The 26,257-nt window shown below is 33.0% G+C and carries 25 protein-coding genes; 18 read left to right on the top strand and 7 right to left on the bottom strand.

Going from position 1 to position 26,257, the window contains the following annotated elements; genetic code table 11:
- The first annotated feature begins 2 nt into the window (after nt 1–2).
- The 7 genes from DNU06_RS09035 to DNU06_RS09005 all read left to right on the top strand — a co-directional run bounded on the left by DNU06_RS09035 (nt 3) and on the right by DNU06_RS09005 (nt 9,143).
- A complete protein-coding gene (locus tag DNU06_RS09035; RefSeq protein WP_111062929.1) occupies nt 3–875 on the top strand; it encodes an AraC family transcriptional regulator in 873 nt (290 codons plus the stop codon).
- Nucleotides 876–960: 85 nt separating this feature from the next.
- Nucleotides 961–1,857: a 3-hydroxyacyl-CoA dehydrogenase gene (locus tag DNU06_RS09030; protein WP_111062928.1), complete on the top strand. Its 897-nt coding sequence runs from the start codon at nt 961–963 to the stop codon at nt 1,855–1,857.
- Between the two features lie 713 nt (nt 1,858–2,570).
- Nucleotides 2,571–3,842 carry an O-acetylhomoserine aminocarboxypropyltransferase/cysteine synthase family protein gene (locus DNU06_RS09025; RefSeq protein WP_111062927.1) on the top strand — a complete coding sequence of 424 codons (1,272 nt, stop codon included), beginning with the start codon at nt 2,571–2,573 and terminating at the stop codon, nt 3,840–3,842.
- Nucleotides 3,843–3,844: 2 nt separating this feature from the next.
- Entirely contained in the window at nt 3,845–4,819 is a 975-nt protein-coding gene (locus DNU06_RS09020; protein WP_111062926.1) for an alpha/beta fold hydrolase, read from the top strand.
- A gap of 228 nt (nt 4,820–5,047) precedes the next feature.
- Complete coding sequence (gene thrA / locus DNU06_RS09015) at nt 5,048–7,465, top strand: bifunctional aspartate kinase/homoserine dehydrogenase I (RefSeq protein ID WP_111062925.1); 2,418 nt, start codon at nt 5,048–5,050, stop codon at nt 7,463–7,465.
- A gap of 214 nt (nt 7,466–7,679) precedes the next feature.
- Nucleotides 7,680–8,366 carry a hypothetical protein gene (locus DNU06_RS09010; RefSeq protein ID WP_146239193.1) on the top strand — a complete coding sequence of 229 codons (687 nt, stop codon included), beginning with the start codon at nt 7,680–7,682 and terminating at the stop codon, nt 8,364–8,366.
- A gap of 213 nt (nt 8,367–8,579) precedes the next feature.
- The gene (locus DNU06_RS09005) at nt 8,580–9,143 is read left to right on the top strand and encodes a hypothetical protein (RefSeq protein WP_111062923.1); all 564 of its coding nucleotides are present in this window, start codon (nt 8,580–8,582) and stop codon (nt 9,141–9,143) included.
- Nucleotides 9,144–9,212: 69 nt separating this feature from the next.
- On the opposite strand, the gene DNU06_RS09000 is transcribed toward DNU06_RS09005, so the two are convergent.
- Together DNU06_RS09000 and DNU06_RS18030 are read right to left on the bottom strand one after the other, a co-directional pair.
- Complete coding sequence (locus DNU06_RS09000; RefSeq protein ID WP_111062922.1) at nt 9,213–10,232, bottom strand: LLM class flavin-dependent oxidoreductase; 1,020 nt, start codon at nt 10,230–10,232, stop codon at nt 9,213–9,215.
- 41 nt (nt 10,233–10,273) lie between these two features.
- Entirely contained in the window at nt 10,274–10,705 is a 432-nt protein-coding gene (locus tag DNU06_RS18030) for an ArsR/SmtB family transcription factor (RefSeq protein WP_233502991.1), read from the bottom strand.
- A 69-nt stretch (nt 10,706–10,774) separates the two neighbouring features.
- On the opposite strand from DNU06_RS18030, the gene DNU06_RS08990 reads away from it, so the two are divergent.
- The 3 genes from DNU06_RS08990 (at nt 10,775) to DNU06_RS08980 (ending at nt 13,318) form a co-directional block, all read left to right on the top strand.
- The gene (locus tag DNU06_RS08990; protein WP_111062921.1) at nt 10,775–11,530 is read left to right on the top strand and encodes a pseudouridylate synthase; all 756 of its coding nucleotides are present in this window, start codon (nt 10,775–10,777) and stop codon (nt 11,528–11,530) included.
- Nucleotides 11,531–11,652: 122 nt separating this feature from the next.
- On the top strand, nt 11,653–12,468 hold the full coding sequence (locus tag DNU06_RS08985; RefSeq protein ID WP_111062920.1) for an FkbM family methyltransferase: 816 nt from the start codon (nt 11,653–11,655) through the stop codon (nt 12,466–12,468).
- A gap of 85 nt (nt 12,469–12,553) precedes the next feature.
- Complete coding sequence (locus tag DNU06_RS08980) at nt 12,554–13,318, top strand: SGNH/GDSL hydrolase family protein (protein WP_111062919.1); 765 nt, start codon at nt 12,554–12,556, stop codon at nt 13,316–13,318.
- On the opposite strand, the gene DNU06_RS08975 is transcribed toward DNU06_RS08980, so the two are convergent.
- Both DNU06_RS08975 and DNU06_RS08970 read right to left on the bottom strand, forming a co-directional pair.
- Complete coding sequence (locus DNU06_RS08975) at nt 13,315–13,674, bottom strand: DUF779 domain-containing protein (protein WP_111062918.1); 360 nt, start codon at nt 13,672–13,674, stop codon at nt 13,315–13,317. The genes DNU06_RS08980 and DNU06_RS08975 overlap by 4 nt on opposite strands.
- A 65-nt stretch (nt 13,675–13,739) precedes the next feature.
- A complete protein-coding gene (locus DNU06_RS08970; RefSeq protein ID WP_111062917.1) occupies nt 13,740–15,239 on the bottom strand; it encodes an aldehyde dehydrogenase family protein in 1,500 nt (499 codons plus the stop codon).
- Nucleotides 15,240–15,408: 169 nt separating this feature from the next.
- Here DNU06_RS08970 and DNU06_RS08965 point away from each other — a divergent pair, with 169 nt between their 5' ends.
- The 3 genes from DNU06_RS08965 (at nt 15,409) to DNU06_RS08955 (ending at nt 17,845) form a co-directional block, all read left to right on the top strand.
- Nucleotides 15,409–16,326 carry an AraC family transcriptional regulator gene (locus tag DNU06_RS08965; RefSeq protein WP_111062916.1) on the top strand — a complete coding sequence of 306 codons (918 nt, stop codon included), beginning with the start codon at nt 15,409–15,411 and terminating at the stop codon, nt 16,324–16,326.
- Nucleotides 16,327–16,393: 67 nt separating this feature from the next.
- Complete coding sequence (locus DNU06_RS08960) at nt 16,394–17,158, top strand: acyl-[acyl-carrier-protein] thioesterase (RefSeq protein WP_199399006.1); 765 nt, start codon at nt 16,394–16,396, stop codon at nt 17,156–17,158.
- 150 nt (nt 17,159–17,308) lie between these two features.
- Complete coding sequence (locus DNU06_RS08955) at nt 17,309–17,845, top strand: DUF1697 domain-containing protein (protein WP_111062915.1); 537 nt, start codon at nt 17,309–17,311, stop codon at nt 17,843–17,845.
- 5 nt (nt 17,846–17,850) lie between these two features.
- Here DNU06_RS08955 and DNU06_RS08950 read toward each other — a convergent pair whose 3' ends face one another.
- Nucleotides 17,851–18,816 carry an AAA family ATPase gene (locus DNU06_RS08950; RefSeq protein ID WP_111062914.1) on the bottom strand — a complete coding sequence of 322 codons (966 nt, stop codon included), beginning with the start codon at nt 18,814–18,816 and terminating at the stop codon, nt 17,851–17,853.
- A 46-nt stretch (nt 18,817–18,862) separates the two neighbouring features.
- Nucleotides 18,863–19,459 carry a rhomboid family intramembrane serine protease gene (locus DNU06_RS08945; protein WP_111062913.1) on the bottom strand — a complete coding sequence of 199 codons (597 nt, stop codon included), beginning with the start codon at nt 19,457–19,459 and terminating at the stop codon, nt 18,863–18,865.
- 38 nt (nt 19,460–19,497) lie between these two features.
- Here DNU06_RS08945 and DNU06_RS08940 point away from each other — a divergent pair, with 38 nt between their 5' ends.
- From DNU06_RS08940 to DNU06_RS08920, 5 genes are all read left to right on the top strand, one after another.
- A complete protein-coding gene (locus DNU06_RS08940) occupies nt 19,498–20,226 on the top strand; it encodes an outer membrane beta-barrel protein (RefSeq protein ID WP_111062912.1) in 729 nt (242 codons plus the stop codon).
- Nucleotides 20,227–20,302: 76 nt separating this feature from the next.
- Entirely contained in the window at nt 20,303–21,319 is a 1,017-nt protein-coding gene (locus DNU06_RS08935) for a glucosaminidase domain-containing protein (RefSeq protein WP_111062911.1), read from the top strand.
- Between the two features lie 309 nt (nt 21,320–21,628).
- Entirely contained in the window at nt 21,629–23,155 is a 1,527-nt protein-coding gene (locus DNU06_RS08930; RefSeq protein ID WP_111062910.1) for a hypothetical protein, read from the top strand.
- A 67-nt stretch (nt 23,156–23,222) separates the two neighbouring features.
- Nucleotides 23,223–24,308 (top strand): biotin synthase BioB, encoded by a 1,086-nt coding sequence (gene bioB, locus DNU06_RS08925; protein ID WP_111062909.1) that lies wholly within the window; start codon nt 23,223–23,225, stop codon nt 24,306–24,308.
- A 30-nt stretch (nt 24,309–24,338) separates the two neighbouring features.
- Nucleotides 24,339–25,622, top strand: a complete 1,284-nt coding sequence (locus tag DNU06_RS08920) for an MFS transporter (RefSeq protein WP_111062908.1) — start codon at nt 24,339–24,341, stop codon at nt 25,620–25,622.
- On the opposite strand, the gene DNU06_RS08915 is transcribed toward DNU06_RS08920, so the two are convergent.
- Complete coding sequence (locus DNU06_RS08915; protein ID WP_158526860.1) at nt 25,619–26,176, bottom strand: lysophospholipid acyltransferase family protein; 558 nt, start codon at nt 26,174–26,176, stop codon at nt 25,619–25,621. The genes DNU06_RS08920 and DNU06_RS08915 overlap by 4 nt on opposite strands.
- Between the last annotated feature and the right edge of the window lie 81 nt (nt 26,177–26,257).

Below are 26,257 nucleotides of genomic sequence, written 5' to 3'. Positions count from 1 at the left end.
ATTTGTACAAAAACTTAAAACAGGTACTATCTTTATATGGTGTAGCTATTAATAAACCATATTACATTTCTTTAGGGAATCCAAAGCATTGGTTTCCGGAGATTCCTTTCCGTATGGATTTTTATACTTTTTTTGTTTGTATAGATGGTGAAATTACGATTGATGTAGATAATAAAGCACACATCATTCATGCAAATGGGTTTCTTATTTCTGCCCCATCCACCGCCATACGCTTTAGAAATGCCAGTAAAAACTTTAAGTATAAACTCCTGCTTTTCGAGAAAAATTTCTTAATAAAAAACTTGTCTAATCCTTTTATTCTTGAAAAAAATCTATTGTTTCAAAACGATACTTATTCTATAATTAATGCCAACACAGCTTCTATTAATGGATTAGAGGATATTTTAAGTTATCTCGAACGGAAAAGTAAGGACCAAAAAGAGTTTACGGATGAAATTATCCGGACCATTATCTTCAATTTACTTTTAGAAATAGCTGAAATTAAACAACAAAATATGACTGATAATAGTGGGGTGAGTGAGAATGCTTCGACGGTGTATTTTAAATTTAGAAAATTGATTTTAGAAAATATTTTAAACAATAAATCAGTCCAGTTTTATGCGGATAAATTGAATGTTTCCAACAAATACTTAATTGAAATTGTAAAAAAAGCGAGTGAAAAAACACCGCATGAAATTATTAATGAGGCTTTAATGAAAGAGGCATATGTCTTGCTTGGTGAGCCTGCTCTAAATATTACTGAAATAGCATTCAGACTGCAATTTAATTCCGTTTCCGCTTTTGGTAGATTCTTTAAAAAAAATGCCAATATTTCTCCTTTGGCTTATCGGAAGAAAGAAAATCTGAAAGCTTGAAAATTAAGTATACTATTACTGAGTTTAAGGATATAATCGGCTAATAAATCAAGCTATCTTTGTAGTATAATTAAAACATACAAAGATGAATTATCAAAATATAACAATAGCAGGTAGTGGTGTTCTAGGATACCAAATTGCCTTTCAAGTTGCCTTTCACGGATTCAAAGTTACTGTATACGATATTAACGACGAAGTATTAGAAAAAGCAAAAGCGAAATTTACAACCATGAGTGAAGCTTTTAAAAATGACTTAAATGCGACTCAAAAACAAATAGACCAAACGGCTTTAAATTTAAGCTATACTTCAGATTTAAAAGAAGCAGTAAAAGAGGCCGATTTATTGATTGAATCTGTACCCGAAAATCCGAAAATTAAAATCGGTTTTTATGAACAATTAGCCAAGGTAGCACCTGAAAAAACCATTTTTGCAACGAATTCTTCTACACTTTTACCTAGTGATTTTGCAGAAGCAACAGGAAGACCAGCTAAATTTTTAGCATTGCATTTCGCCAATAGTATTTGGAAACACAATACCGCAGAAATTATGGGACATCCCGGAACTGACCCTAAAGTATTTGAGGATGTGGTTGCCTTTGCCAAAGCAATAGGTATGTTGGCTTTACCTTTGAATAAAGAACAGCCGGGTTATATTATCAATTCTATGTTGGTCCCTTTCTTTAATTCCGCTACTGATTTGTTAATTAAGGAAGTGGCAGATCCAGAAACAATTGATAAAACATGGATGAAGGCAACAGGTTCACCAACTGGACCATTTGGAATGCTGGATGTTGTTGGTATTACTACGTTGTACAATGTGAGTAAAATGACCGCAGAAAGAACCAAAGATCCAGTGAAAATTAAAACGGTGGAATATCTAAAAGAAAACTTTATCGATAAAAATAAATTAGGCGTTTCTACTGGGGAAGGTTTTTATAAATATCCAAATCCTGCTTTCTTGAAAGAAGATTTTTTAAAATAATTGAATTCCTTATAAAATATAATTGCAATAGCGACAAAAGACGAATCCGTCTGGGATGTCGCTATTGCTTTTTTAGGGAAAATAAATTATCCTCTATATCGCTATAACATTCCTTGTATCTCGGTCTATTTTACGAGTAAGTGAATATTAGGTAAGGGATGTAACAGACCAGATTCAGGTGTAGCTTGGATAAATATTTTTCTAAATTTTTATGGCCTTAGATTGAAAAAGGAATTATTATTTTTAATAAAAATTATTTTAATGATGAGTAGTAGTCTATAATACAGTTTTTTAACTTTGTATTTCAATCGGAACTTTTCAAAAATTAATGATTCTTATGGTTTGTTTCTAAAAAAAAATAATATATTTGCTTCAGTGAAAACAAGAAATAACAATATGATGTGTTGTATGATGTGTAAAGAAATTTATGCTAAAGGCACCATTATATAAAAAAAATATATTTTATAAAAAAAGCCTTTGCAAATGCAAAGGCTTTTTTTTTGACCAAAAATTTAAATAAATAAATGAATACCAATCTGAATAATTTTAACTGTTGTTGCTTTATGCAAATGTGTATGATGATGCGCATCAGGCTAAAGTATTACCCAGATTAAAAAAGTTCTAAAACAATTTTTAAAAGTCCCTTTGGTAATACATAACCATAAGGGACTTTTTTTTTGCTTTTAATAAATTAATAATAAAAAATATAATCAATGAATACTTTCGCACAAAAAACAAACGCATTACATGCAGGACACGATACTAAATTAACAGAAGGAACAAGAGCTGTACCCATTTACCAAACTTCCTCCTATGTTTTTAATAATACCGAACAAGCAGCAAATCTCTTTGGGTTAAAAGAGTTTGGATTTATTTATACCCGCTTAAATAATCCTACCAATGATATTTTAGAAAAACGTTTAGCCGCAGTTGAAGGAGGAGTGGGAGCAGCTGTGTTTGCTTCTGGTACTGCAGCAATATCATCCACATTTCTAACACTTTTTAAAGCAGGCGACCACCTGGTGTCTTCGAGTAGTTTGTATGGCGGAACCTTCAATTTGTTAAATGTTACCTTGCCTAGATTCGGTATTGAAACTAGTTTTGTTGATGCGGATGAGGTGAATAATTTCTCGGATGCTATAAAAGAAAATACAAGGGGTATTTTTATTGAATCATTGGGAAATCCGAAATTAGATGTTTTGGATATTGAAGCAATAGCAAAAATTGCAAAAGAAAATAATATTCCGCTAATTGTAGATAACACAGTGGCCAGTCCTGCTTTATTAAACCCAATAAATTACGGGGCCAATATCGTTATTCATTCCTTAACTAAATTTATTGGCGGACAAGGTACCTCTCTTGGTGGTGCCGTAATTGATGCCGGTACTTTTGATTGGACCAATGGAAAGTTTCCAGAATTTACAGAACCTTCTAAGGGGTACCACGGATTAAAATATGCCGAAGCCCTTGGTGAAATTGCTTTTATCGTAAAATTGAGACTGGAAGGTTTGCGTGATTTTGGTGGTGCTTTGAGTCCATACAATGCCTTCCAAATCATACAAGGTTTAGAAACTTTAGAAGTTAGGATTAAGCAACACTCAAAAAACGCATTAGCACTAGCAATTTGGTTAGAAGAACAGCCAGAAGTCGTTTGGGTTAATTATCCAGGACTTAAAAGTAATGCGTACCATAAGCTAAGTGAAAAATACTTGCCAAAAGGACAAAGTGGGGTGGTTACTTTTGGTCTTAAAGATGGTTTTGAAGCTGCAAGGAAAGTGACGGATACGACCCAAGTTTTTTCACTATTGGCAAATATTGGTGATACAAAATCTTTAATTATTCACCCTGCAAGTACTACACACCAACAACTTTCCGAAAAAGACCAATTGTCTGCTGGAGTGAGTCAAGATTTAATCCGATTATCTGTTGGTTTAGAGGATATAACTGATTTGAAAAATGATTTACGTCAAGCCTTTAATGCTTAAATATGGATATTTTAAAACACCATAAAATACATAATTACCAAACCACAAAAGGCGTGCGTTATTCAGCAATACCTGTTTCATATCAGGTTTTTGGTCAGGAAATGAATGCGGCGCCGGTGGTGGTGATTAATCATGCCTTAACAGGAAATTCGGACTTGAATAGTCCGGATAAAGGTTGGTGGCGTGAAATTGTAGGTGCCAATCAGTTAATCGATACGAATCATTATTGTGTGATAGCTTTTAATGTGCCGGGAAATGGATATGATGGTTTTTTGATCGAGCAATATAAAGACTTTTCAGCAAAAGATATTGCCATTATTTACCAACGCGTATTAAATGATTTAAATGTAAAAAGTGTTTTTGCAATTCTAGGTGGCTCAATTGGTGGTGGAATAGCATGGGAAATGGCTTGCCTTTTTCCTGATTTTGCAAAGTACGTTATTCCTATTGCTTCCGATTGGAAAGCTTCCGATTGGATTATTGGCCAAAGTACCATTCAAGAAAGTATTTTATTACATGCTAATAAGCCAATGGAAGATGCGCGAAAAATGGCCATGCTTTTTTATCGAACACCAGCGTCCTTCAAAGAAAAATTTAACCGCCTAAAAACGAAAGAGGAAGAAAGCTATGCCGTTGTATCATGGCTAGACCATCATGGAGAGAAATTGAAAAATCGTTTTGAGTTAAAAGCATATTTATTGATGAATCACTTGCTATCGACTATTGATGCTGTACCTCAAGGAAAAACAATTCAAAATACTTTTGCTAAAATAACCGCTACGATTGTCCAAATTAGTATTGAAAGTGATTTGTTTTTTGTTCCAATCGAAAATTACGAGACAAAAAAAATATTGGATGACTTAAAAATTCCAAATCAATTTTTTGAAATCAAATCCATACATGGACATGATGCTTTCCTACTGGAGCACCAACAAATTACTGAATTTTTAGCGCCAATTTTTAAGAAAACGATATGAAAAAGCAACTAAAAAGGAAGAATTGGGATTTTCAATATATCCTGAAAAATGAATGCACGCACCACAAATTTAGGAGAGGATATATTGTAACCCATCCTGCATTTACCCCCCATGCAAGCCTACCGGAAGGGGGGGGAGATATAGCGAGGTGTTAGTCGGATTTCAAAAGGATTAGAGCACATTGATGATAGTATAGAAGATATATAGAACGCATTAAAATAAAATAAGATGAAATTATTAAAATTTGGAGGGAAATCTCTCGCGAATGGAAAAGGAATAAAAAATGTTATTGCCATCCTTTCTGAAAAAATAAAAAATAAAGAAAAAATAATTGTAGTACTCTCTGCTAGAGGAGATGCAACAGATGAATTAGAAAACCTTTTGGAGCTAGCAAAATCAAATTGTAATTATGAAAAGGTGCTGATACAATTTAGAAAACAGCAAATTGAGCCGCTTACAACATTAAATGTTGACCAAGAATTTGACTTGTTAAATAGGTTATTGAAAGGGGTACAATTAACCGAGGACTATAGTCAAAAAATTAAAGATTTGGTTTTAGCCCAAGGGGAATTACTGGCGGTGAAAATGGTTTCTGCTTTACTAAATAACATAAACATAAAGTGTCAAGTGGTGGATAGTCGATTGTTTTTAAAAACAGATGACAATTTTGGAAATGCGCAGGTAAATCTGGTCACTTCTAAAGAGAAAACAGTAAAGTATATTGAAACTATTGATGCGGATGTAACCCCAATTATTACTGGGTTTATTGCGTCGAACATAACAAATGAGACCACGACCTTAGGTAGAAATGGAACCAATTATTCTGCTTCCTTGATCGCCAATTTTTTAGGCATTAAAGCCATTGAAAGTTATACGCATGTAGATGGTATTTTCACCGCAAATCCTGAAATAGTAAGCAATGCTAAAATAATAAAACATATTAATTATAATGAAGCCAGTGAATTAGCCAGTTTCGGGACTTCTATCCTGCATACCAAAAGCATTAATCCCTTAATAGAAGATGGCATTTCTTTACACATTTTAAATACTTTTAATAAAGAAAACGAAGGGACACTTATTAGTAACCACCAAACTGCGAGAAGTATTAAATCCATATCCGTTCAAGAAGAGGTGGTATTAATCAATATTATTGGAAAGGGGATAATTGGTAAAAAAGGTATTGATGCACGTATATTTTCAAACCTAAGTAACATTGGTGTAAACATTGGTATAATTTCTCAAGGATCTTCAGAAAGAGGCGTTAGTTTTATTATCCCTAAAAAAAATAAAGCCATGGCACAAAAAGTGCTTCTAAATGAATTTAAACATGAAATATTAAAGCAAGATATTCAAGCGGTAAACACCATTGAAGATATCTCTGTAGTCACCATTGTCGGACAACATATCGGAAATTTTGCCAGTTGTTTAGATTACCTTAAACAAAATAAAATAAATATTTTACTCATCAATAATACCATTAGTGGCAATAATATCAGTTTGGTAATCCATAAAAAAGAAGTAAAGAAGGCGGTTAATGTAATTCATTCTCAAATTTTTGGCGCGATTAAAACAATGCATATTGCAATTGTAGGTAAAGGCACTGTGGGAGGCTCTTTAATCAATCAATTACTAGTGTCTAAGGCTAAAGTTTTGAATAGGAAGAATTTAAAGTTGAATATATTTGCCATTGCAGGAAAAGAAAAAATATTATTCAATAAAAATGGTATTTCAGACAATTGGCGAACAAGTTTACAGGAAAAGGAAAACACTTTAGACCATGAAAAAGCCATTATCGCCTACGCCAGAAAACACCATTTAGAAAATTTAGTTTTAATTGACAACACTTCAAGTGAGGACTTTGTAAACTATTATACCTCATTTATAGAAAATGGGTTTGATTTGGTTTCTTCGAACAAGATTGCAAATACACAACGATATTTTCAATATAAAACACTAAGAGAGAGTTTACAGCTACATAAAAAAAACTATTTGTACGAAACGAATGTAGGGGCGGGTTTACCAATTATCGATACGATTAGAACCTTACATGAGTCTGGAGAAAATATCACCCGTATCAAGGGCGTTTTTTCAGGTTCACTTAGTTATCTATTTAATTCTTTTTCTGCTAGTGAACAGCCTTTTAGTTATTTTTTAAAAAAAGCCATTGAATTAGGGTATACAGAACCTGATCCCAGAGAAGATTTATGTGGGAATGATGTGGCGCGTAAATTATTGATATTGGCCAGAGAGTTAGATTTGAAAAATGAATTTAACGATATAAATATTGAAAATTTGATCCCAGAATCTTTAAGAAAAGGAGATACGAAACAATTTTTGGTTAATATTGAAGGCATAGATACCTACTATTCCGCAATTAAAAATAAGCTTGCTGATGACTATGTGTTAAGATATATAGGTGATTTATCTGGGAATTTACAAGAGGAAAAAGGTGATTTACAAGTAAAACTTGTTGCTATCCCTAAAAACAGCGCCTTAGGAAACTTAACTGGTTCTGACTCCATTTTTGAAATCTATACGGAATCCTACAAGGAAAATCCAATTACTATTATTGGTGCTGGCGCTGGTGCAGAGGTAACGGCTAGGGGAGTGTTTGGCGATTTGTTAAGAATAGCGGATAAAAAATAATTTAAAAATAGCCTAGCTAGCCCACTGATAAATGCAAAGGAGAAATAAAAGCAGTTGGAGATCGCGTAAGTTCATTTATTACTGCCATAATTCCCTTTTTATTAAGGTTAACCTTGAAGGAATGGAAACTGTTTTTTTATATATAAATAATGGATACCAAGGAATTATATTGTGTGATTCTTGGCTATATTTAGCGGATAAAATTTAAATTAAAATGAATAAATTTTTCACATTTTGTTTACTATTTACATCTTGCGTTGTGTTGCATGCCCAAGAAATAGATAGACTCATTGAACAAGAGAGCTCAGTTTTTTGTAATTGTATTACAGAAATTAGCACTTACGAAAGTAAAGATGACTTAAGTGATAAATTGCAGAGGTGTAGTGATATCTATCCATTCACAAAAAGTGATTCCTTGTTAGTGAGCAACTTTGGTGAACAAGAGTATGAATTGGAATTATTTACTCGCTTATTAGTGGATTGTTGTGCATTAAAAAAAATATTTTCTGCAGTAACACAAGAGTCCATTGAAAAGAAAACAATTAAACAAGAGGCTATTGATTCCATGAAAGTAAAAGAATTAATAGGGGAAAGTTTGAAGGATAATATAAGTCACTTTAATTCCTTTTCGGAAACAATTCTTGTTAAAATAACTGCTGTTCAAAAAGACAGTTGTGGCTATCCTTCCCATATTTATGCAAGCAGTAATGGGGTTACTTTTAGAGTTTCAACTGTTTTTGATGATGCAGTAAAGGTGTCGGAGGATGAATTTTTATTGGAAGGATTAATTCAAGAGAAAGGGGACGGATTATATGTGAAAAAAAATGCTCTAGATTTACCTTTTTTCTTTGTGCGTTCCGTGATAAATTTAAGCAGCTTGGAATCGAAAAGAATCTATTAATTACAGGGTTTTAAGTCGGATAGAATGGTGGATTGAAAAATCAAAAGGATGAAGTTATATCACATTTTTACTTTTGATTTGGGATGCTTCGATTTAATAGAGAGTACGGCAATAAATTAAGTCAACTAGAGAGGAATAGTATGCAAAAAAAATCGTTTAATTTCACGGTAATAATTAAATTGTCGTCCTTATTATGACAAACTAAACTGACACATGAAAAAGTACCTTGTTTTTTTATCTCTTATCTCTTTTTGTCTAACAGCAAATGCCCAAGTGGTACAAAAAGATGCTGTCTTTAATATGGATACTTTAAGCGAAGACTATGTATACAGTTTTCACAATGAAGGCTGGGCTTTGGTACAATCGCATGGTTTAAAATATCTAGCAAATTTTTCAAATCTTAATTACATTCTGTTTTTCGCTTTAGAATGTGAAGACACTACGCAGCCGCCTAAGTATTTAATTGAATTCTCAAATAACTACAGAGATGGCTATTGGGGTGGTTTAGATTTTACGTCATCCACCTCCACTAATTTTGAACAAGTGTTATTTTTTATAGATTCAGTTTCATGTGTAAATCCATTTCAATCGGTAGATAAAGAGCTGGTAAAAACAACCAAAAAATTATTGCAAAAAGGTAAAGTATTGACCATAGAGTTTTACAATACGGAATACAATATTGAATTGGGGAAAGATGCCTTAAGTTTAAATCGTTCTTTAAGTTTTAGTCTGGCAAACGGACACTTATTGGATGTACCAACACAATGTACTCCTTAAAATAAATAAAACCTCCATATAACTTCTTGGTTATAGTTGATAAGAGGAGGTTTTATTACAAAAAGATAGTTATTCTGGTTTTTCGTCATTTAATTCTGCCATAATTTCAGCAAAAAGGCGGTAGGATTTAATTCTATCTTCGCCATCAAATATATTGGTCACAGCAATCAACTCATCTACCTGTGTGGTGTCGATAAATGCTTTTATTTCTTTTTTTACTTTTGCTTTACTACCAATAAAGGAATATTTCAGCATTTGTTGAACAGAGGGATGTTGTCGCAACTCACGGATGTCTGGCGTCATTTCAACTGGCGCCTGCATGTAGTCTCTTTTGCCAGTAAGTAAGCCGATAATCATTTTGTAAAGAGATGTCGAAATTCGTTCTGCTTCTTCATCTGTATCAGCAACTATGATGTTTACTCCTGCCAATGTATAAGGTTTGTCTAATGCTTCAGAAGGTTGAAATTCTTTGTGGTATATTTCAAGCGCACTTATTAATTGAGCAGTTGCAAAGTGACTTGCAAAAGCATAGGGTAAACCTTTTTTTGCCGCAAGATGCGCACTATCCGTGCTGGATCCTAAAATATATAGGGGAACCTGAACCCCTTCAGCTACATTTGCACGTACTTTTTCTTTGGCATTTTCAAGGGAAAAATATTGTTGAATTTTTGCAATTTCATCTGGAAAAGACATAGCTGCTTGGTAAAAGTCAGACCGTATAGCTGTCGCTGTTGCTTGGTCGGTCCCTGGCGCTCTACCTAATCCTAAGTCAATTCTATTTGGATATAATATACCTAAAGTCCCAAATTGTTCGGCTACAATTAAAGGAGAATGATTTGGTAACATAATACCACCCGAACCTACTCGAATGTGATTTGTTCCTTCTGCAATTTTCCCAATCAGAATAGAGGTTGCACTACTACCAATAGCATCAGAGTTATGGTGTTCGGCTAACCAAAAACGTTTATAACCTGCTGCTTCAGCAGCTTGTGCCAGTGCCAAGGAATGATCGAATGTTTCTTTCAAGGTACTTCCTTTGGAAACAATGGCAAGGTCTAATATAGAATAAGCGATTTTTTTTGTTGACATAATTTAATTCATTTAAATGTTTCTATGTATCAAAAATGGCATTATAGATTTCCCAAACTAAGTTTGTAAAGGTCCCAAATCTCATGATTAAGAGAATAATGGTAATTTCTTCCAATTTTATGTTGGTGTATGAGTTGGGCTTCTACTAATTTTTTAATGTGGTGACTAATGGATGGTTGAGATAAAGTGGTTAGATTGCAAGCATGTGTACATTCTACTTTTCCTTGGTTTTGTTGCATGTATTGCAGTATCTTTAAACGGTTAACATCCCCCAAAGCTTTAGATATTTTTTCAACTTGATTTAATTCCATAATGATAATAATACATTGATACATGTAAATGTATGGATTCTTTTTGTCTCCTTGCGAACGGACACTGTTAATCTTTATTAAAATCAGTTTTTTATCTAAAATGGGTATAAATATTAACTTTAAAGGCAGCTTAAAATGAGGCTGACAGAATATTAATCGCATACATTACGGTACCTTCAAATAAACTAATTATTTTTGTAAGCAGAGCTTGAATTAAACGGCAATTAATAAATGGAAAATCAACAGGTTTTTAACTTTAAAACGAACCTCACAGCGGTGTTTATTCCAGAAAAATTAAATAACCCTTTTGGAGCATTTGTTCCGGCATTCGCGAAAATAGCAGCAAAGGAATTGCAAGAGTTTATTGTTGCTGAATCGCCCAATTGGGGGAATGATTTTCTGGCCCACAAAGGCAAAATGTTTGGGGTACTTGTGGTTCAGAAAAAAGACCTATCTTTTGGTTATTTAGCTGCTGTTTCAGGGAAATTACCTGGTAATGTAAATTGCAAAGAATTTGTCCCATCCGTGTTTGATGAGTCCGTTGGCGATTTTTTTATCCGAAAAGGGATGCTGGAAATTACTGCCATTGGTTTGGAAATTAAAGCTGCTACATCAACTGTAACTATTAATGCGCTTAAAGAAAAGAGAAAAATAAAATCAAATGGGTTACAAAAACGACTTTTTGAAAACTATTATTTTTCTAACCTCAGTGGTAAAACAGAAAATATACTAGAAATATTTAAAGGTTCAGATAACGAAAGTCCACCAGCGGCGGCAGGCGAATGTGCTGCGCCAAAATTATTACAATTTGCCTTACAAGAAAATTTAAAACCAATAGCATTAGGAGAGTTTTGGTGGGGGATACAGCATAAAAATAAGGAAAGAATCCACCAAAGTTTTTACCCGGCTTGCAAAAATAAATGCCGACCAATTTTAGAATATATGTTAGAAAATGACAGCCTGTATTTAGCGGGGGTAAAGCCTTGAAATGATTAAAATTAAATTTGTCTGTACGCTTATTAATTGGTAAGTAAAACTTTTTGTATATTTATCCTCTTGAAATATAATTAATTTATATTCAATCGTATAATTAAAACCTAAAATCCAAAATGAGTAAGATAATTTTAAATTATTTAAGACGTTTCCCCATTGATTATTTTAAAAATCACCTTATAAAGTATGTTAAGTTACCAGAAGGAGATATTATTTATAAATCCTATACTGGTTTAAAGTACAAGCTAAATTTGAAAGATCATGTAATGAAGCAGGTCTATTTAATGGGGATATATGAAAAAAATACTTTTAGACAACTGTCAAAATATGTAAAAACAACGGATACGTTTGTAGATGTTGGTGCAAATATAGGTACATACACTTTGGGGTTAAGTAGTTTGATTAAAAAAGGAAGAATAATTTCTTTTGAACCTAATCCTAGAGCATTGGTTTATTTGGAAGAAAATATTAAAATGAACCAAATAGAAAATATTACGGTTAATGCTGTCGGATTATCAAATAAGGACGAGACATTAACACTATATACGCCGCATTTAACAGGTGCTTCTATTCATAAATTTAAAGACTCAGATCAACAGGAAACTATTTCGTTGACTACTTTGGATAGCTATTGTAAAAAAAATAATATTAACAATATTGATATCCTTAAGATTGATATTGAAGGTCATGAGTTTAAGTGCTTACAAGGCGCGGTAAATATCATTAAGAAAAGTAAGAATATGATTCTTATTGTGGAAATAGATGATAACTGTCTAAAAGCAAATATTTCTAAAGAAGATTTGTTCGAATTTATTCAAAATATGGGTTTCAATGCCTATCTTCCTAAAGCATTTCCATTTGGTTTAAAAAAGATAGATAAATTGCCATTTGACTATAAGGATAATATCATTTTTAGAAAGGAAAACAGCTAAATAATCATCCAGGAAAATTCATGTTAAATACAAAAAGTTTCTGTCATTTTTTAAAAAAATGAACCCGAGAAATACTAAGTGAAAAATGATAAATAAAATTAAGTACTCTTCTCTAAAATTTATTATTTACTTTTTGGTAGGAGCTAGTTTACATGCTTGTAATACAGTTGTAAATAAAGAAGTAGTATCTCAAGACACCTATTTGAAAGATATTTGTGTTGATTTAGTGGAAGTGTGGCCAAATAATAAAACAATTAATTTAGTTTTTCATGGACATTCTGTACCAACTGGTTTTTTTGAAACACCTCAGGTAAACACCTTAAAAGCATATCCATTTAAGGTATTGGTTGGTTTAAAAAAGAAATTTCCCAATGCTGTAATTAATATTATTACCACTTCCAAAGGTGGTGAGAATTCGGAAGAAGGTGCAAAACGATTTAGTAATGAGGTGTTAAACCATCATCCTGATGTTCTATTCATTGACTATGCTTTAAATGATATGGGAATAGGTTTAGAAAAAGCTAATGCAGCCTGGCAGGAAATGGTGAGTAAAGCTTTAAGAGAGAATATTAAAGTAATTTTATTAACACCTACCCCTGATCAAAATATAAATATTTTGGAACCTGATAATGAATTAGAAAAACATCAAAAACAAATAATCCGTATAGCAAAAGAGAATGGTGTAGGTTTAATTGATAGTTATAATGTTTTTAAAAAAAAGGTAGTAAATGGAGATAGTCTAGCTGCGTATATGTCATATATTAATCACCCTAATGAAAATGGACATGAGTTAGTAGCGGATGAAATTTTAAAGTATTTTAATTGTAATCAAGCAGGTTTAACCCCTTAATCTTTTTTTGCTAAAAAGGCTAACTCTTCTTCCGTTAATAGACGAGAATGAATCAGAAACCTTAGTCCCAGTGGTATTTCTAATGAAAAACTAGCGCCCCTTCCTTGGGTAACATCCACAGTGAGATGGGTGTGTTTCCAATATTCAAATTGATCTTGATTCATATAAAAATTGACACCTGCCACGGCGCCTAATAGAATATCACTTTCATCTAAATACATTTCTCCTTTTTCAAATAACATGGGGGCAGATCCATCACAGCATCCGCCACTTTGATGAAAAATTAATTCCCCGTGTTTTGCTTTTAACTGTTGGATAATTTTTTCTGCTTCAGCTGTAATTTTAATTCTTTCCATGTGGGTATTTTGGTTTAATAAAAAGGCTGGATCGATAGATCCAGCCTTTAATTTAAGGAATTATTTTAAAAGAATCCTTGTTTATTTTTATCGTATGAAATTAACATGTTTTTTGTCTGACGGTAATGGTTCATCATCATCAAGTGGTTTTCTCTACCAAATCCTGATTTTTTATATCCGCCGAATGGGGCATGTGCAGGATAGGTGTGGTAACAGTTAACCCAAACACGTCCTGCTTTAATAGCCCTTGGTATTTGGTATAATTGATGTGCATCTCTTGTCCAAACACCGGCTCCTAAACCATAAAGTGTATCGTTTGCTATTTCTAAAGCTTCTGCTTCGTCTTTAAACTTAGTTACACAAGCTACTGGTCCAAAAATTTCTTCTTGAAAAACACGCATTTTATTATGGCCCTCTAACAAGGTTGGTTCAATGTAAAAACCATTCGCAAATTCACCCGTTAATTTTGCTGCAGCACCACCTGCTAATACTTTTGCACCTTCTTCTTTTCCAATTTTAAAATAAGATTGAATTTTTTCGTATTGGTCGTTTGAGGCTTGTGCGCCAAGCATAGTGTTTACATCATATGGATTGTCTTGTACAATTGCTTTTGTTCTTGCAATTACACGTTCCATAAACTTGTCGTAAATGTCTTCTTGGACTAAAATTCTGGATGGACAGGTACAAACTTCACCCGCATTAAATGCAAACATTACTGCACCTTCAACCGCTTTATCTAAAAAGGCATCATCCTCGTCCATTACACTATTGAAGAATATATTTGGTGATTTCCCACCCAATTCCATAGTAACAGGGTTTAAATTTTTGGAAGCATATTGCATAATTAATTGGCCTGTGGTAGTTTCACCTGTAAATGCAACTTTATCAATTTTTGAACTTGAAGCCAAAGGTTTTCCTGCTTCGGGACCAAATCCGTGAATAACATTGATGACACCTGGAGGAAAAACTGCTGCAATTTTTTCCATTAATAATGTTGCAGTGGATGGGGTTTGTTCTGCAGGTTTTAAAATTACACAATTCCCTGTCGCCAATGCTGGTGGAAGTTTCCAAGAAAGCATTAATAAAGGAAAATTCCATGGAATGATTTGACCAACCACTCCCAATGGTTCTTTAATATTCATGGATAAGGTATGCTCGTCTAATTCAGTAGCACTGCCTTCTTCTGCTCTAATACAAGCGGCAAAATAACGCCAATGATCCACACATAAAGGAATATCGGCATTAAGTGTTTCCCTAATTGGCTTGCCATTGTCACAGGTCTCTACTAAGGCAAATTCTTCTAAATTTGCTTCAATAATATCTGCAACTTTATTTAATAAAGTTGCTCTATGTGTGGCAGATGTATTTCCCCAAGCTTCTTTGGCAGCATTTGCTGCATTAACCGCTAGTTCTACATCCTCTTTTTGTGATCGAGGATATTTTGCAATTAAGGTATTATCTATTGGTGATGTGTTGTCAAAATAAGCGCCTTCTAATGGGGCGACAAATTTTCCATTGATGAAATTGTCGTACTTTTCTTTAAATTTTGGTTTTGAATAACTCATTTTAATTGTCTTTTAATTAATACTCAATTTTTAGAAATCAAAACTTTTTCGATTTCAATTTGCATAAAAGTATTTTATCAAATCTTATTTCAATTGAACATATTTATCAATTTATTGAAGGTATCTATCAAATTTTAATTTTGAATTAATTTTTTTTGTAATATTGTTTATGGCTAACTTATTAAGTCAACATAGGAATAATAGAAAGCTAACGACATTGGTTGAGAATAAAACAACCTATAGTGCAGCTTATGCCGAATTAAATATTTATGAGACGCACCAGTTTGCTGAAAAGGTCTCTCTTATTTTCGATTTTCCAATTATTGCAAGTATGCTTACAGGAAAAAAAGTAATGCATTTAGATGGTATGCCCTCTTTTGAGTTTTTTCCAGGCGAGTCGGTAATTATGCCAACGAAAAAGGAAATGATAATCGATTTTCCACTCGCAACGGAAGCCAAACCTACCCAATGTTTAGCCTTGGGAATAGATGCTTCAAAAATTAAAGAAATTGTTGAGAATTTTAACCATGCAGTCGCCATAGAGAATGAAAATAATAATTGGAAATTAAATAATGATTCCTCACACCTAATCAATAACCAAGATGTCAATAGATTGGTCGAACGTTTAACTTACACTTTTACCAATAATAATAAATCTAAAGACATTCTTCTAGACCTGATGATACAGGAGTTAATTGTAAGGCTTTTACAGACAAAGGCCAAAAAGTTAATATTGAGTAATGAGGACCAAGTTTTTAATGATACCAGGATTGGAAACGTTATTAAATATATTCAAGACAATTTAACCAATAAAAATATAACGGTGGATTTACTTGCTAAGCAAGCTTATATGAGTAGTTCTCACTTTCACAAAAAGTTTAAAAATACCTTGGGTATTTCTCCTATTGATTATATTAATTCTGAAAAAATTAAGTTCTCCAAAAAATTGATGAAGGAAAAATGTAACGATCAAATCGCTGAAATTGCATATAAGTCAGGCTTTAATAGTGTGAGTTATTTTAACCGCCAATTTAAAAAAAATGAATTAATGACCCCACAACAATTTAAAACGAGTATTTGTAAATAAACTACTTTTTAATACGTTGATAGAAAAAGAAGGAAACAGTTAATACAATCTTGAAATATACATACCCATGGATTTGAATAATTATTTTGATAAGGAGTATGACCTTAGGTATTTTGAAATGAATAAATTTGGTGAAGCTTCTTCTACTACCATGTTAACTTTATTAGAAGAAACTGCAGCAGAGCATTGTTATGCCATAGGGCATAGTTTGTTGGATTTAGAGAAACAGAATATTGGATGGGTATTGGTTTCAGGCGTAATGGAATTAGATTATTATCCTGTTTATAAGGATAAAATCACCATTAGGACTTGGCTATCGAGTTATTCGACCATAAAGGGGGTACGAGAAAATATTATTTATAATGCAGCTGGAGAGATTATTGGTCGCGCAAAAGGTTTGTGGGTGTTTTTTGATATAGCGAAAAGAAGACCCATTCCAATACTGGATGTGTTTAAAGAGAAATGGTCTTTTTGTAAAACGCAAAGTATTGAACACAACATTAACCGGAAAATAGCACCAATACAAAACCACCTTCCAATCAATAAATTTAAGGTAAATAGATTTGATGTGGACACTAATAAGCATGTGAATAATATAAAATACTTACATTGGTTAATGGAATCTGTACCAGAAGAGATCAGTAATAACTATGATTTGCATGCTATTGATGGACGGTTTATTGCAGAGGCCCAATATGGAGATGTTATCTTGACCTTTACGGCTGATGAAAACGAAAAAGACACTTTTTTACATACCATCAGAACCGAAGGAGACCAAAAAGTGTGTGCGACGGCAAAAACGATTTGGAAAAAAAGAAATGAACTGGAATAGCTTTACTTTGTCGCATTAGCTGTAATGGTTTTTTAATTTAATATTTATGGACTGTAATACTGAGTCGGGAAATAGTTTAAGTAGAGTTACACCGCTTTGAATAGACTTTCCTATGGATAAGTTATTATCTTTAGCATTGAAATTATACGCATGAAAAAATACGTTGGATTATTAAGAGGAGTGAATGTGGGCGGGAAACATAAAGTTCCCATGGAGGATTTGAAAATAGTATTACAGAATTTAAATTGCGAAAATGTTTATACTATTTTAAATTCAGGGAATGTAGTTTTTGAGTCCAATGTAAATGATATACGCCTTCTCACCAAAACGATTGAAAATCGAATTTCCTCTGTATTTGGTTTTCCAATACCGCTCATTTTGGCAGAAGCTAAAACAATTGTTTCCTTAATGGAAAATAATCCTTTTAAAGAAATAGAAGAGACTACAGAAACAAGGTTTTTTGTTTCATTTCTTAAAAAAAGCAATAAATCACCAATCGAAATACCTTGGTCAAGTGAAGATCAAAGTTTTAAAATTTTAAGGTATGAAAGCAAGATTATCTGTTCTGTTTTAGATCTTTCAAAAGCAAACACACCAAAAGCCATGGGCATAGTTGAAGCAAGTTTTGGTAAGGAAATTACTACTAGAAATTGGAATACCATTTCTAGAATTGTAAAAAAATGCTAATTAATTTATTGCATTAATGCGTCAATAATTGCTTCAATCGAGTATCCTTCCGCTTCTGCTTTATAGTTTCTAACAATTCTATGTCGTAAAATAGGATATGCTACAGCTTTCACGTCTTCAATATCAGGTGAATATTTGCCGTTAATGGCTGCGTGACATTTGGCCCCAATAATTAAGTTTTGCGAAGCTCTTGGTCCCGCTCCCCATTCTAAATATTTCTCTGTCAAAGGGTGACAAAGGGGTGAGCTTTTTCTTGTTTTAGCTACTAGTTTAACAGCGTATTCAAAAACATTTTCAGGTACCGGTAATCTTTTGATTAATTCTTGAAAGTAAATAATTTCAGCCGCATCTAAGATAGAATTTAACTGTGGTTTAAAGTTGCCTGTTGTATTTTTTACGATATTAATTTCTTCTTCTAAAGATGGGTAATCTAGCCAAATATTAAACATAAATCTGTCTAATTGGGCTTCGGGTAGTGGATAAGTACCTTCTTGCTCAATTGGGTTTTGCGTAGCTAAAACAAAAAATGGTTTTTCTAAAACATAAGTGTGTCCAGCGGCAGTAACCGTTTTTTCTTGCATAGCTTCCAATAATGCAGCTTGCGTTTTTGGGGGAGTTCGGTTTATTTCATCCGCTAAAATAATATTCGAAAAAATAGGGCCCTTGATAAATTTAAAATTCCTATTCTCATCCAAAATTTCAGATCCAACAATGTCGGATGGCATTAAATCTGGTGTAAATTGAATCCTTTTAAACCCAAGACCTAATGAGTCGGAAATGGTTTGTACCAAAAGTGTTTTGGCTAACCCAGGTACACCAACTAAAAGACTATGTCCATTGCTGAAAATTGACATTAAAACTTGTCGTACAACTGTTTCTTGTCCCACAATTACCTTGTGAATTTCTTGACTAATGGCATTGTATTTTTTTGAAAGAAGGTCAACTCCTTCTTTGTCAGTTAAGTTTTGCATAGTTTTTTCAATTGTTTCAAAAATAGTAAAAAGGAGGCATAATTTATTACTTTAACCCCTTTAAAATATCTCTACCCGACTTTGCGCTAGAAAATCCTGCTTTTGGTTTTAATTTGAATCCAAAAAATGCGCCGATAAATCCACCTATAATATGTGCAAATTGGGATATGTTGTCTTGCTCAAAAAAAACAATAACCTCTTTTCCAATGAAAATTAAGGCTACCAGAATAAAGGTAATGGGTATCTCTTTGTTTCTGATATTGACTAAACTGGCCAAGATAATAAATGCAAAGACAATGCCACTAGCCCCTAATAGACTAGCTTTGAAAAAAAGAATATGCAATATAGCTGTAATTAAAGCAGTGGAGGCAATGATAATTAATGTGTTTTTCGAACCGTATTTTTCTTCTATGATTGGACCTAGTAAAAGTATAAAAGATAAATTTCCAATGATGTGGTCGGCATTGACATGTCCAAATACATAAGTAAATAGTTTTAAATAATCGTAAAAATTTCGGTAATTGAAGCTTGGGGATAAGGTAAACCATTCCAATCCTATTCCAACTTGTACCGTTAAAATGTAAACCAATACACTTAAAAAGGAAAAGGTTAATACAACAGGAGAATTAAAGGTGATTTTCATACATTTGTTTACAAATAATAATTTAAAGGTAGTATAATATGCGAATTTTGTTTTTTTTTCAACTAGGATTTATTTTTTTTAACCTACCAGGTTTTTCTCAAGAGGAACAAATGGCAGATAGCTCATTTGCAAAAGGGGCTGATGAGATAATAACAAATGAAAATGAAGCCACATTTTATATGCAAGGTAATTATTTTTATGCGTACAGAGATTTTACAGATTTATCCGTTTACCAGGGCTACCAAAATAGATTAGAGGAGACCGCTATTTTCACTAAAGGTATTGAAGTAGGGGCATTCTTACCACTTTCTCCAAGGTTTAAAATATCGATTGGTGCTTCGTTTATTGGAGCAGGAGAAGGGTATGATTTTGAGTCATCCACCAACGATTCCTCCTATCATTATGTAAATAAATACCAACAAATCGCTATTCCTTTACGGCTGTATTATGAGGTGGGAGAGCAAATTTCTTGGTTTGGTTTTGTGGGATTAATACCTTCTACTATTTTACAAAAACGGGTGGAAAGTAGTTATACGGATGCAACTGGAAAAGAATTTGAAAATGAAATAGACGCTAAGTCTGAAAACATTACTTCTTTTCAAATCGCTGCAACAGTTGGTACTGGGGTGAAATATAATTTTGGCAATGCTGGTGTTTATTTGAATGTAGATTATAGAAAGTATTTCTCGAATACTTATACCGGCTTATTCCTAGAGCATAAAATGTATTTATTAGGGGGCACGCTAGGGTTAACATACCAGTTTTAAAAGATTATTTAGTAATTAAAGTGTAACCCATTTAAATGTTTGACGTAATAAAGTGAAGACAACTAAACCAATAAGTATGAAAATTTTATTATTAACCGGATTTTTGCTAACCACATCTATCATTTTCGGCGAAACAAAATATTCTTCAGAACAGTACATAGATATGTGGAAAAACACTGCCATTGCGCAGATGTTGTCCCATAAAATACCAGCCAGTATTACCTTGGCTCAAGGGATTTTAGAATCCGCTAATGGAAATAGTAAGCTGGCTAAAGAAGCAAATAATCATTTTGGCATAAAATGCCATAAAGCATGGAGTGGGGCGACCTTTATTCAAGATGATGATACTAAAAATGAATGTTTCAGGAGTTATGTATCCGCTGCAGACTCCTATACTGATCATTCCTTGTTCTTATCTGGAAGAGGAAGATATGCAGGTTTATTTGAATTAAAATTAACCGATTATAAAGGATGGGCAAGGGGACTCAAGTCTGCAGGTTATGCAACCAATCCAAAATATGCCCATTTATTAATAGAAATCATTGAAAGGTTTCACCTCAATCAATACGATAAGTACACTAGTGTAGATGAAAAAGACCACCATTTAAGAAAAAAACATCCAAGTAAAATAGCGGTGATGGAAGATGCAGATAAAAAGCATAATAATACCCATGAAAACGCTAATGTAGTAAAAGGGGATGAGCAGCAAGCTACGGCAAATAATAATACCATTGTAATACGTCAAAATTCACACAGAATTAATACCAATAAAAATAAAGTGAAATTTATTGTTGTTAAAGAAGGAGACACTTATTTAAGAATTGCAAATGAGTTTGAAATGACTATTAACCAACTATACAAATACAACGAATTTATTAAAAAAGACGTTTTAGAGGTAGGGGAGATAGTGTACATTGCACCAAAAAAAGGACGGGCACTCAGAATGAATGAGATGTACACCTGCCAAAGAGATTTGAGCTTAAGAGAAATTGCACACGAAGAAGGAATTAGATTGAATAATCTAATGAAAATAAACCTGATTTCGAATCCAGAAGAAATAATAAATAAAGGTACTAAAGTTACCCTCCGGTAGTCGTTAAATAAATTCGGCTGGTTACCAAATTGAAAAACGACTATTTTACATATTCTGAAAAGCATACTGTAAAATCGTGAATCGACAGGAGGTTTTTTGGTTTGTTGTGGAAAGGAGGCACGAAGTGCTTCCTTTCTTTATTGTATTGCTATAATGTATTATTTTCAGTGTTTATTCCAATAGTCAACCTTAGAGATCTGTTAACTTATGTTATTTAATCTCAATATTAGATGGAAATATATGAGGATTCTAATAGTTTATTAAAAAAACTTTAATAAATTAGTTCAATCAATTATTGAACTCCTATCCATGAAGCCTTCTAATGAATTATTCAACTTAATTGACTCGTTAACAAAATCAGAGAAACGTTTTTTTAAACTAAATTCTACTTTACAATCGGGTGAGAAAAATTACATAAAAATTTTCAACTTTATAGAAAAGCAGAAAAAATATGATGAAGAGGAATTAAAAGAGTATTTTAAAGATGAAGTTTTTATCGATCATTTACCCTCAGAAAAAAATCATTTATACAAATTAATCCTTAAAAGCTTGCGGGCTTTTTATTCGGAACAAAGTATTAGTGCCCAATTAAAACAAGAAATTAAAAATGTAGAAGTTCTGCACAAAAAAGCCTTGTATCGTGAGTGCTCTAAGTTTGTTATTCGGGCAAAAAAAATGGCCAAAAAGTATGAGAAATTCTATTATTGGTTTGAATTAATTAGTTGGGAGAAGAAATTACTGGAGGAAGCATATGAAGATGGGCATTTTAACCAAGATATCAATGAACTTATTCAAGAAGAGGCAGAAGTTATAGACAAGTTGCGGAATTTGGCCGAGTACCAAGTGCTGTATTCAAAAATAAATCTGATTTTTAAAAGTGGTGGTTTTTCTAGGAATGCAGAAGAAAAGAAAGTGGTGTCAGAGTTGGAAAACTACCATTTAATTAAGGGGAAAAATACGGCTATTTCAGTAAGAGCAACATCTATTTGTTATTATATAAAAGGTTTATGTGCAGCCAGTAATCGAGATTATGATGAGGCATTGATTAATTTTAGAAAAGTAAAATTGGTGATTGATAAAAATCCAGATATTAAAATGGATTTACAGGGACGTTATATCTCAACCTTAACTTTTCTTCTAAATTGTTATATCGATCAGCAAGACTTTGTAAATGCGGAAAAGTTTTTAAATGAAATTAAAGACCTTACCAACCAAAAAGGGTATGATAGTATTGATTCCAAAGTAAAAATATTTTCATCTATTGGCATTGGTGAAATTCAAATGTACAATAGAAAAGGCGACTTTGAAAAAGCACAAGAAGTATTGACTTTTATTAACCAGGGACTTGAATCCTATCAAAGTAAACTCACCAAAGAAAAAATGCTTCTTTTCAACTATTCGAAAGCATATAGTTTGTTTGGAATAGGGGATTATAAAGGAGCGCTTAAGTTGATGAATTTGGTGTTAAATGACAATGAAAAAAAGTTAAGACAAGATATTTATAGCTTTTCAAGAATTTTTAACCTAATTATTCATTATGAATTAAATAATTTTGACTTTGTTGAATATGAGGTAAAATCTACTTCTAGGTTTTTAAATAAAAAAGAAAAAGATTACCAAATAGAAAAAGTATTTATCCATTATATCAAAAAACTTTCTAAAGCAGAATTTGCAGCAGATAAAGAAATGATATATAAAGCTTTTTACAAATCTTTAGACAATCTCTTAAAGGAGAGTAATGAGCAAGTAATATTGGAGTATTTTAATATTAAAGCTTGGGTATATAGTAAAATTAAGAAAACGGTATTTCAGGAGGCCATTAAATTACAGTTATAATTAACCTAAAAAAATTCGTTTTAATTGGCAATTCAATTATATTTACAGCGACAAAACAGCATTAAAAATGGTAAATAAACAATACACTTCAATTGATAAACTAACTGACTTATACCACAGTCCAATGATGGATTTATTGTATAAAGCAGCGACTGTACATAGAGAAAATCATAACCCTAATGAGGTTCAAATGAGTTCTTTAATTTCAATTAAAACGGGTGGTTGTCCTGAAGATTGCAGCTATTGTCCGCAATCTGCCAAATATAACACGCATTTAGAGGTTAAACCTATGATGCAAGTAGAAGAAGTGATTGGTTTAGCTAAAAATGCGAAAGTCAATGGTTCATCTCGTGTATGTATGGGAGCGGCATGGAGAGAAGTACGGGATAATAGAGATTTTGACAAAGTGGTCGAAATGGTACAAGAGATTAATGGGATGGGAATGGAAGTATGTGCAACCTTAGGGATGTTGAACCGTTCTCAAGCAGATAGATTAAAAAATGCTGGGTTGTATGCCTATAACCATAATTTAGATTCCTCTCCTGAATTTTATAAAGACATTATTTCTACAAGAGAATACGAACAAAGAATTGAAACGATAGACCATGCACGTTCTGCAGGAATATCTGTTTGTTCGGGTGGTATTATCGGTATGGGAGAATCCGTAGAAGATAGGGTAGGCATGCTCATGACTTACGTACACATGGAGCAACCACCAGAATCATTACCTATTAATGCTTTAGTTGCCGTAGAAGGTACTCCTCTAGAAGAGCAGGACCCTATTCCTGTATGGGATATGATTAGAATGATTGCTACGGCAAGAATATTATTTCCTAAAACAATCATTAGATTGTCTGCAGGTAGAACGCAAATGAGTCACGAAGCACAAACTTTATGCTTTTTTGCTGGTGCAAGTTCTATTTTTGCTGGTGATAAACTATTAACGACTCCTAATCCAGATTTTAATGAGGATGCGGCTTTATTTGAATTGCTTGGGTTAACGACCAAGAAACCATTTCAAGATGGTGTGCAACCAGAAACTAAAGCAGATGAAAAAGTTGCTATAGCTAAAAAAGTACGCGCAGAAAAGGAAGCTAGAAAAACGGAAAGTAAAAATAGTAAATTTGAACCAAGACAAATTAGTGTTGGTTAAGGAATAATCCGCAATTTATGATGGGTAAATATGGCAAAAAATAACCCCGTAAAAGTACATGTTATTTTACTGCTTATCTTAGCGGGAGAAGCTATCTTTGCCTTACCATTCGTCTTAGCTAGGGTTTTTCGACCTACTTTTTTAACCACTTTCGACTTGAGTAATTACGAATTAGGTATTTGCTTTTCAGTATATGGTATTGTGGCCATGTTTTCCTACCTTTTTGGTGGGACTTTGGCCGATAAGTATTCTCCTCGAATATTGATGTCTGTCGCTTTATTAAGTACTTCGATTGGTGGTTTTGTAATGGCCATGTTTCCAAATTATTTTGTACTCAAAGTATTGTATGGTTACTTTGGCTTTACTACCATTTATTTGTTTTGGAGTGCCATGATAAAGGCAACCAGGATTTGGGGAGGTCAAAATAAACAAGGGAAAGCTTTTGGTTTTTTAGATGGTGGAAGAGGACTTGTAGCGGCTAGTTTTGGTTTGTTTGGTGTTCTACTTTTCTCCTACTTTTTAATGAATACCGCTACCATTAATTTGGATAACTTGACCTTTGGTGAAAGAAAGTCTGCCTTTAGAAATGTAATTTTAATCGCTTCTATTTTTGTTGCTTTTATTGGCATATTAGTACTGTTGTTCATGCGTCAAAATAGTGAGGAAATAGAAGTAGATTCAGTAGAGAATAAGCATCAGTTTTCAGTTTCAAAAATTTTACTGGTGATGAAGAATAAGCAAATATGGTGGTTAATGCTTATTGTTTTAACGGCTTATGTTGGCTATAAAATAACAGATGATTTTTCGTTATATGCCAAAGAAGTGATGTTGTATAATGAAGTTGATGCAGCAAAAATTGGGACTTTGTTACTTTTTCTTAGACCTGTTGTAGGTGTGGTAGTTGGCGTTGTTGCAGATAGAAAAAAGCCATTAATCATATTACAATTCGGTTTTATACTGATGATAATTGGGAGTGGGGCACTGGCCACAGGAATAGTTAACGCTTCTTTATTGCTCTTATTTTTTGTCAGTATCTTTTTTGTCGCAATCGGTGTGTATACGCTCCGTATTCTATATTTCGCCATTTTGAATCAAGCTAATGTACCTATTGCTTTAACCGGAACAGCAGTTGGATTGGTATCTTTTATAGGGTATACTCCTGATGTTTTTATGGGACCTATTATGGGTGTATTGTTAGATGATTATGCTGGGGCATTAGGCCATCAATTGGTGTTTTTAATGGCGGCAATATTTGGCGTGGTTGGCTGGTTTGCGACCTATCAATTTAATAAAGGAATTAAAAGGCCAACTTAATTTTTTAATAATTGTTGAATACTTTCTTCCGCCTGCTCTTTTAAATGTTGTACCATCTTTACATTGTCTAACTCCTTCGTTTTCCCAAAAGGTTGCCCAAATTTCACAGTCACTATGCCTTTGGTGAAGTTTAAAATTTGATTCGGAGGCCAAATAAGATCGGCATCTTTTATTACAACCGGTAATAACGGTATATCTGCACGGACAGCAATATGAAAGGCTCCTTTTTTAAATGGAAGAAGTCCAGGCGAATCGTCAAAAGTGCCTTCTGGAAAAACCAATACGTTTTTACCTGATTTTAATTTTATAGCAGCTTTTTTCATGCTGATTAAGGACCGTTTAGCATTTTTACGATCAATAAAAATCATGCCTAAAAGCCACATCATCCAGCCAAAAAATGGAACACGAATTAATTCTTTTTTTGCGATAAAATAAATGTTTACTGGTAGTGCCGACAATAATATGGGAATATCTAGATAAGAAGTGTGGTTAGAAAGGATGATGTAGTTTTTAGTGCGGTCAAAATGTGCTAATCCTTCTACTTTTAATTTCACTCCCATAACTTTTAATATAAAGGGAGCCCAAACTCTTCTCACAATAGTTAGTACCCATGTCGGGTGAAAAGTTAATACTAG

The sequence above is a fragment of the Putridiphycobacter roseus genome, from assembly GCF_003234935.1.
GTDB lineage: Bacteria > Bacteroidota > Bacteroidia > Flavobacteriales_D > Crocinitomicaceae > Putridiphycobacter > Putridiphycobacter roseus.
Note: the sequence above shows the minus strand (reverse complement) of the source record. Positions and strands in the feature narration are given on the sequence as shown.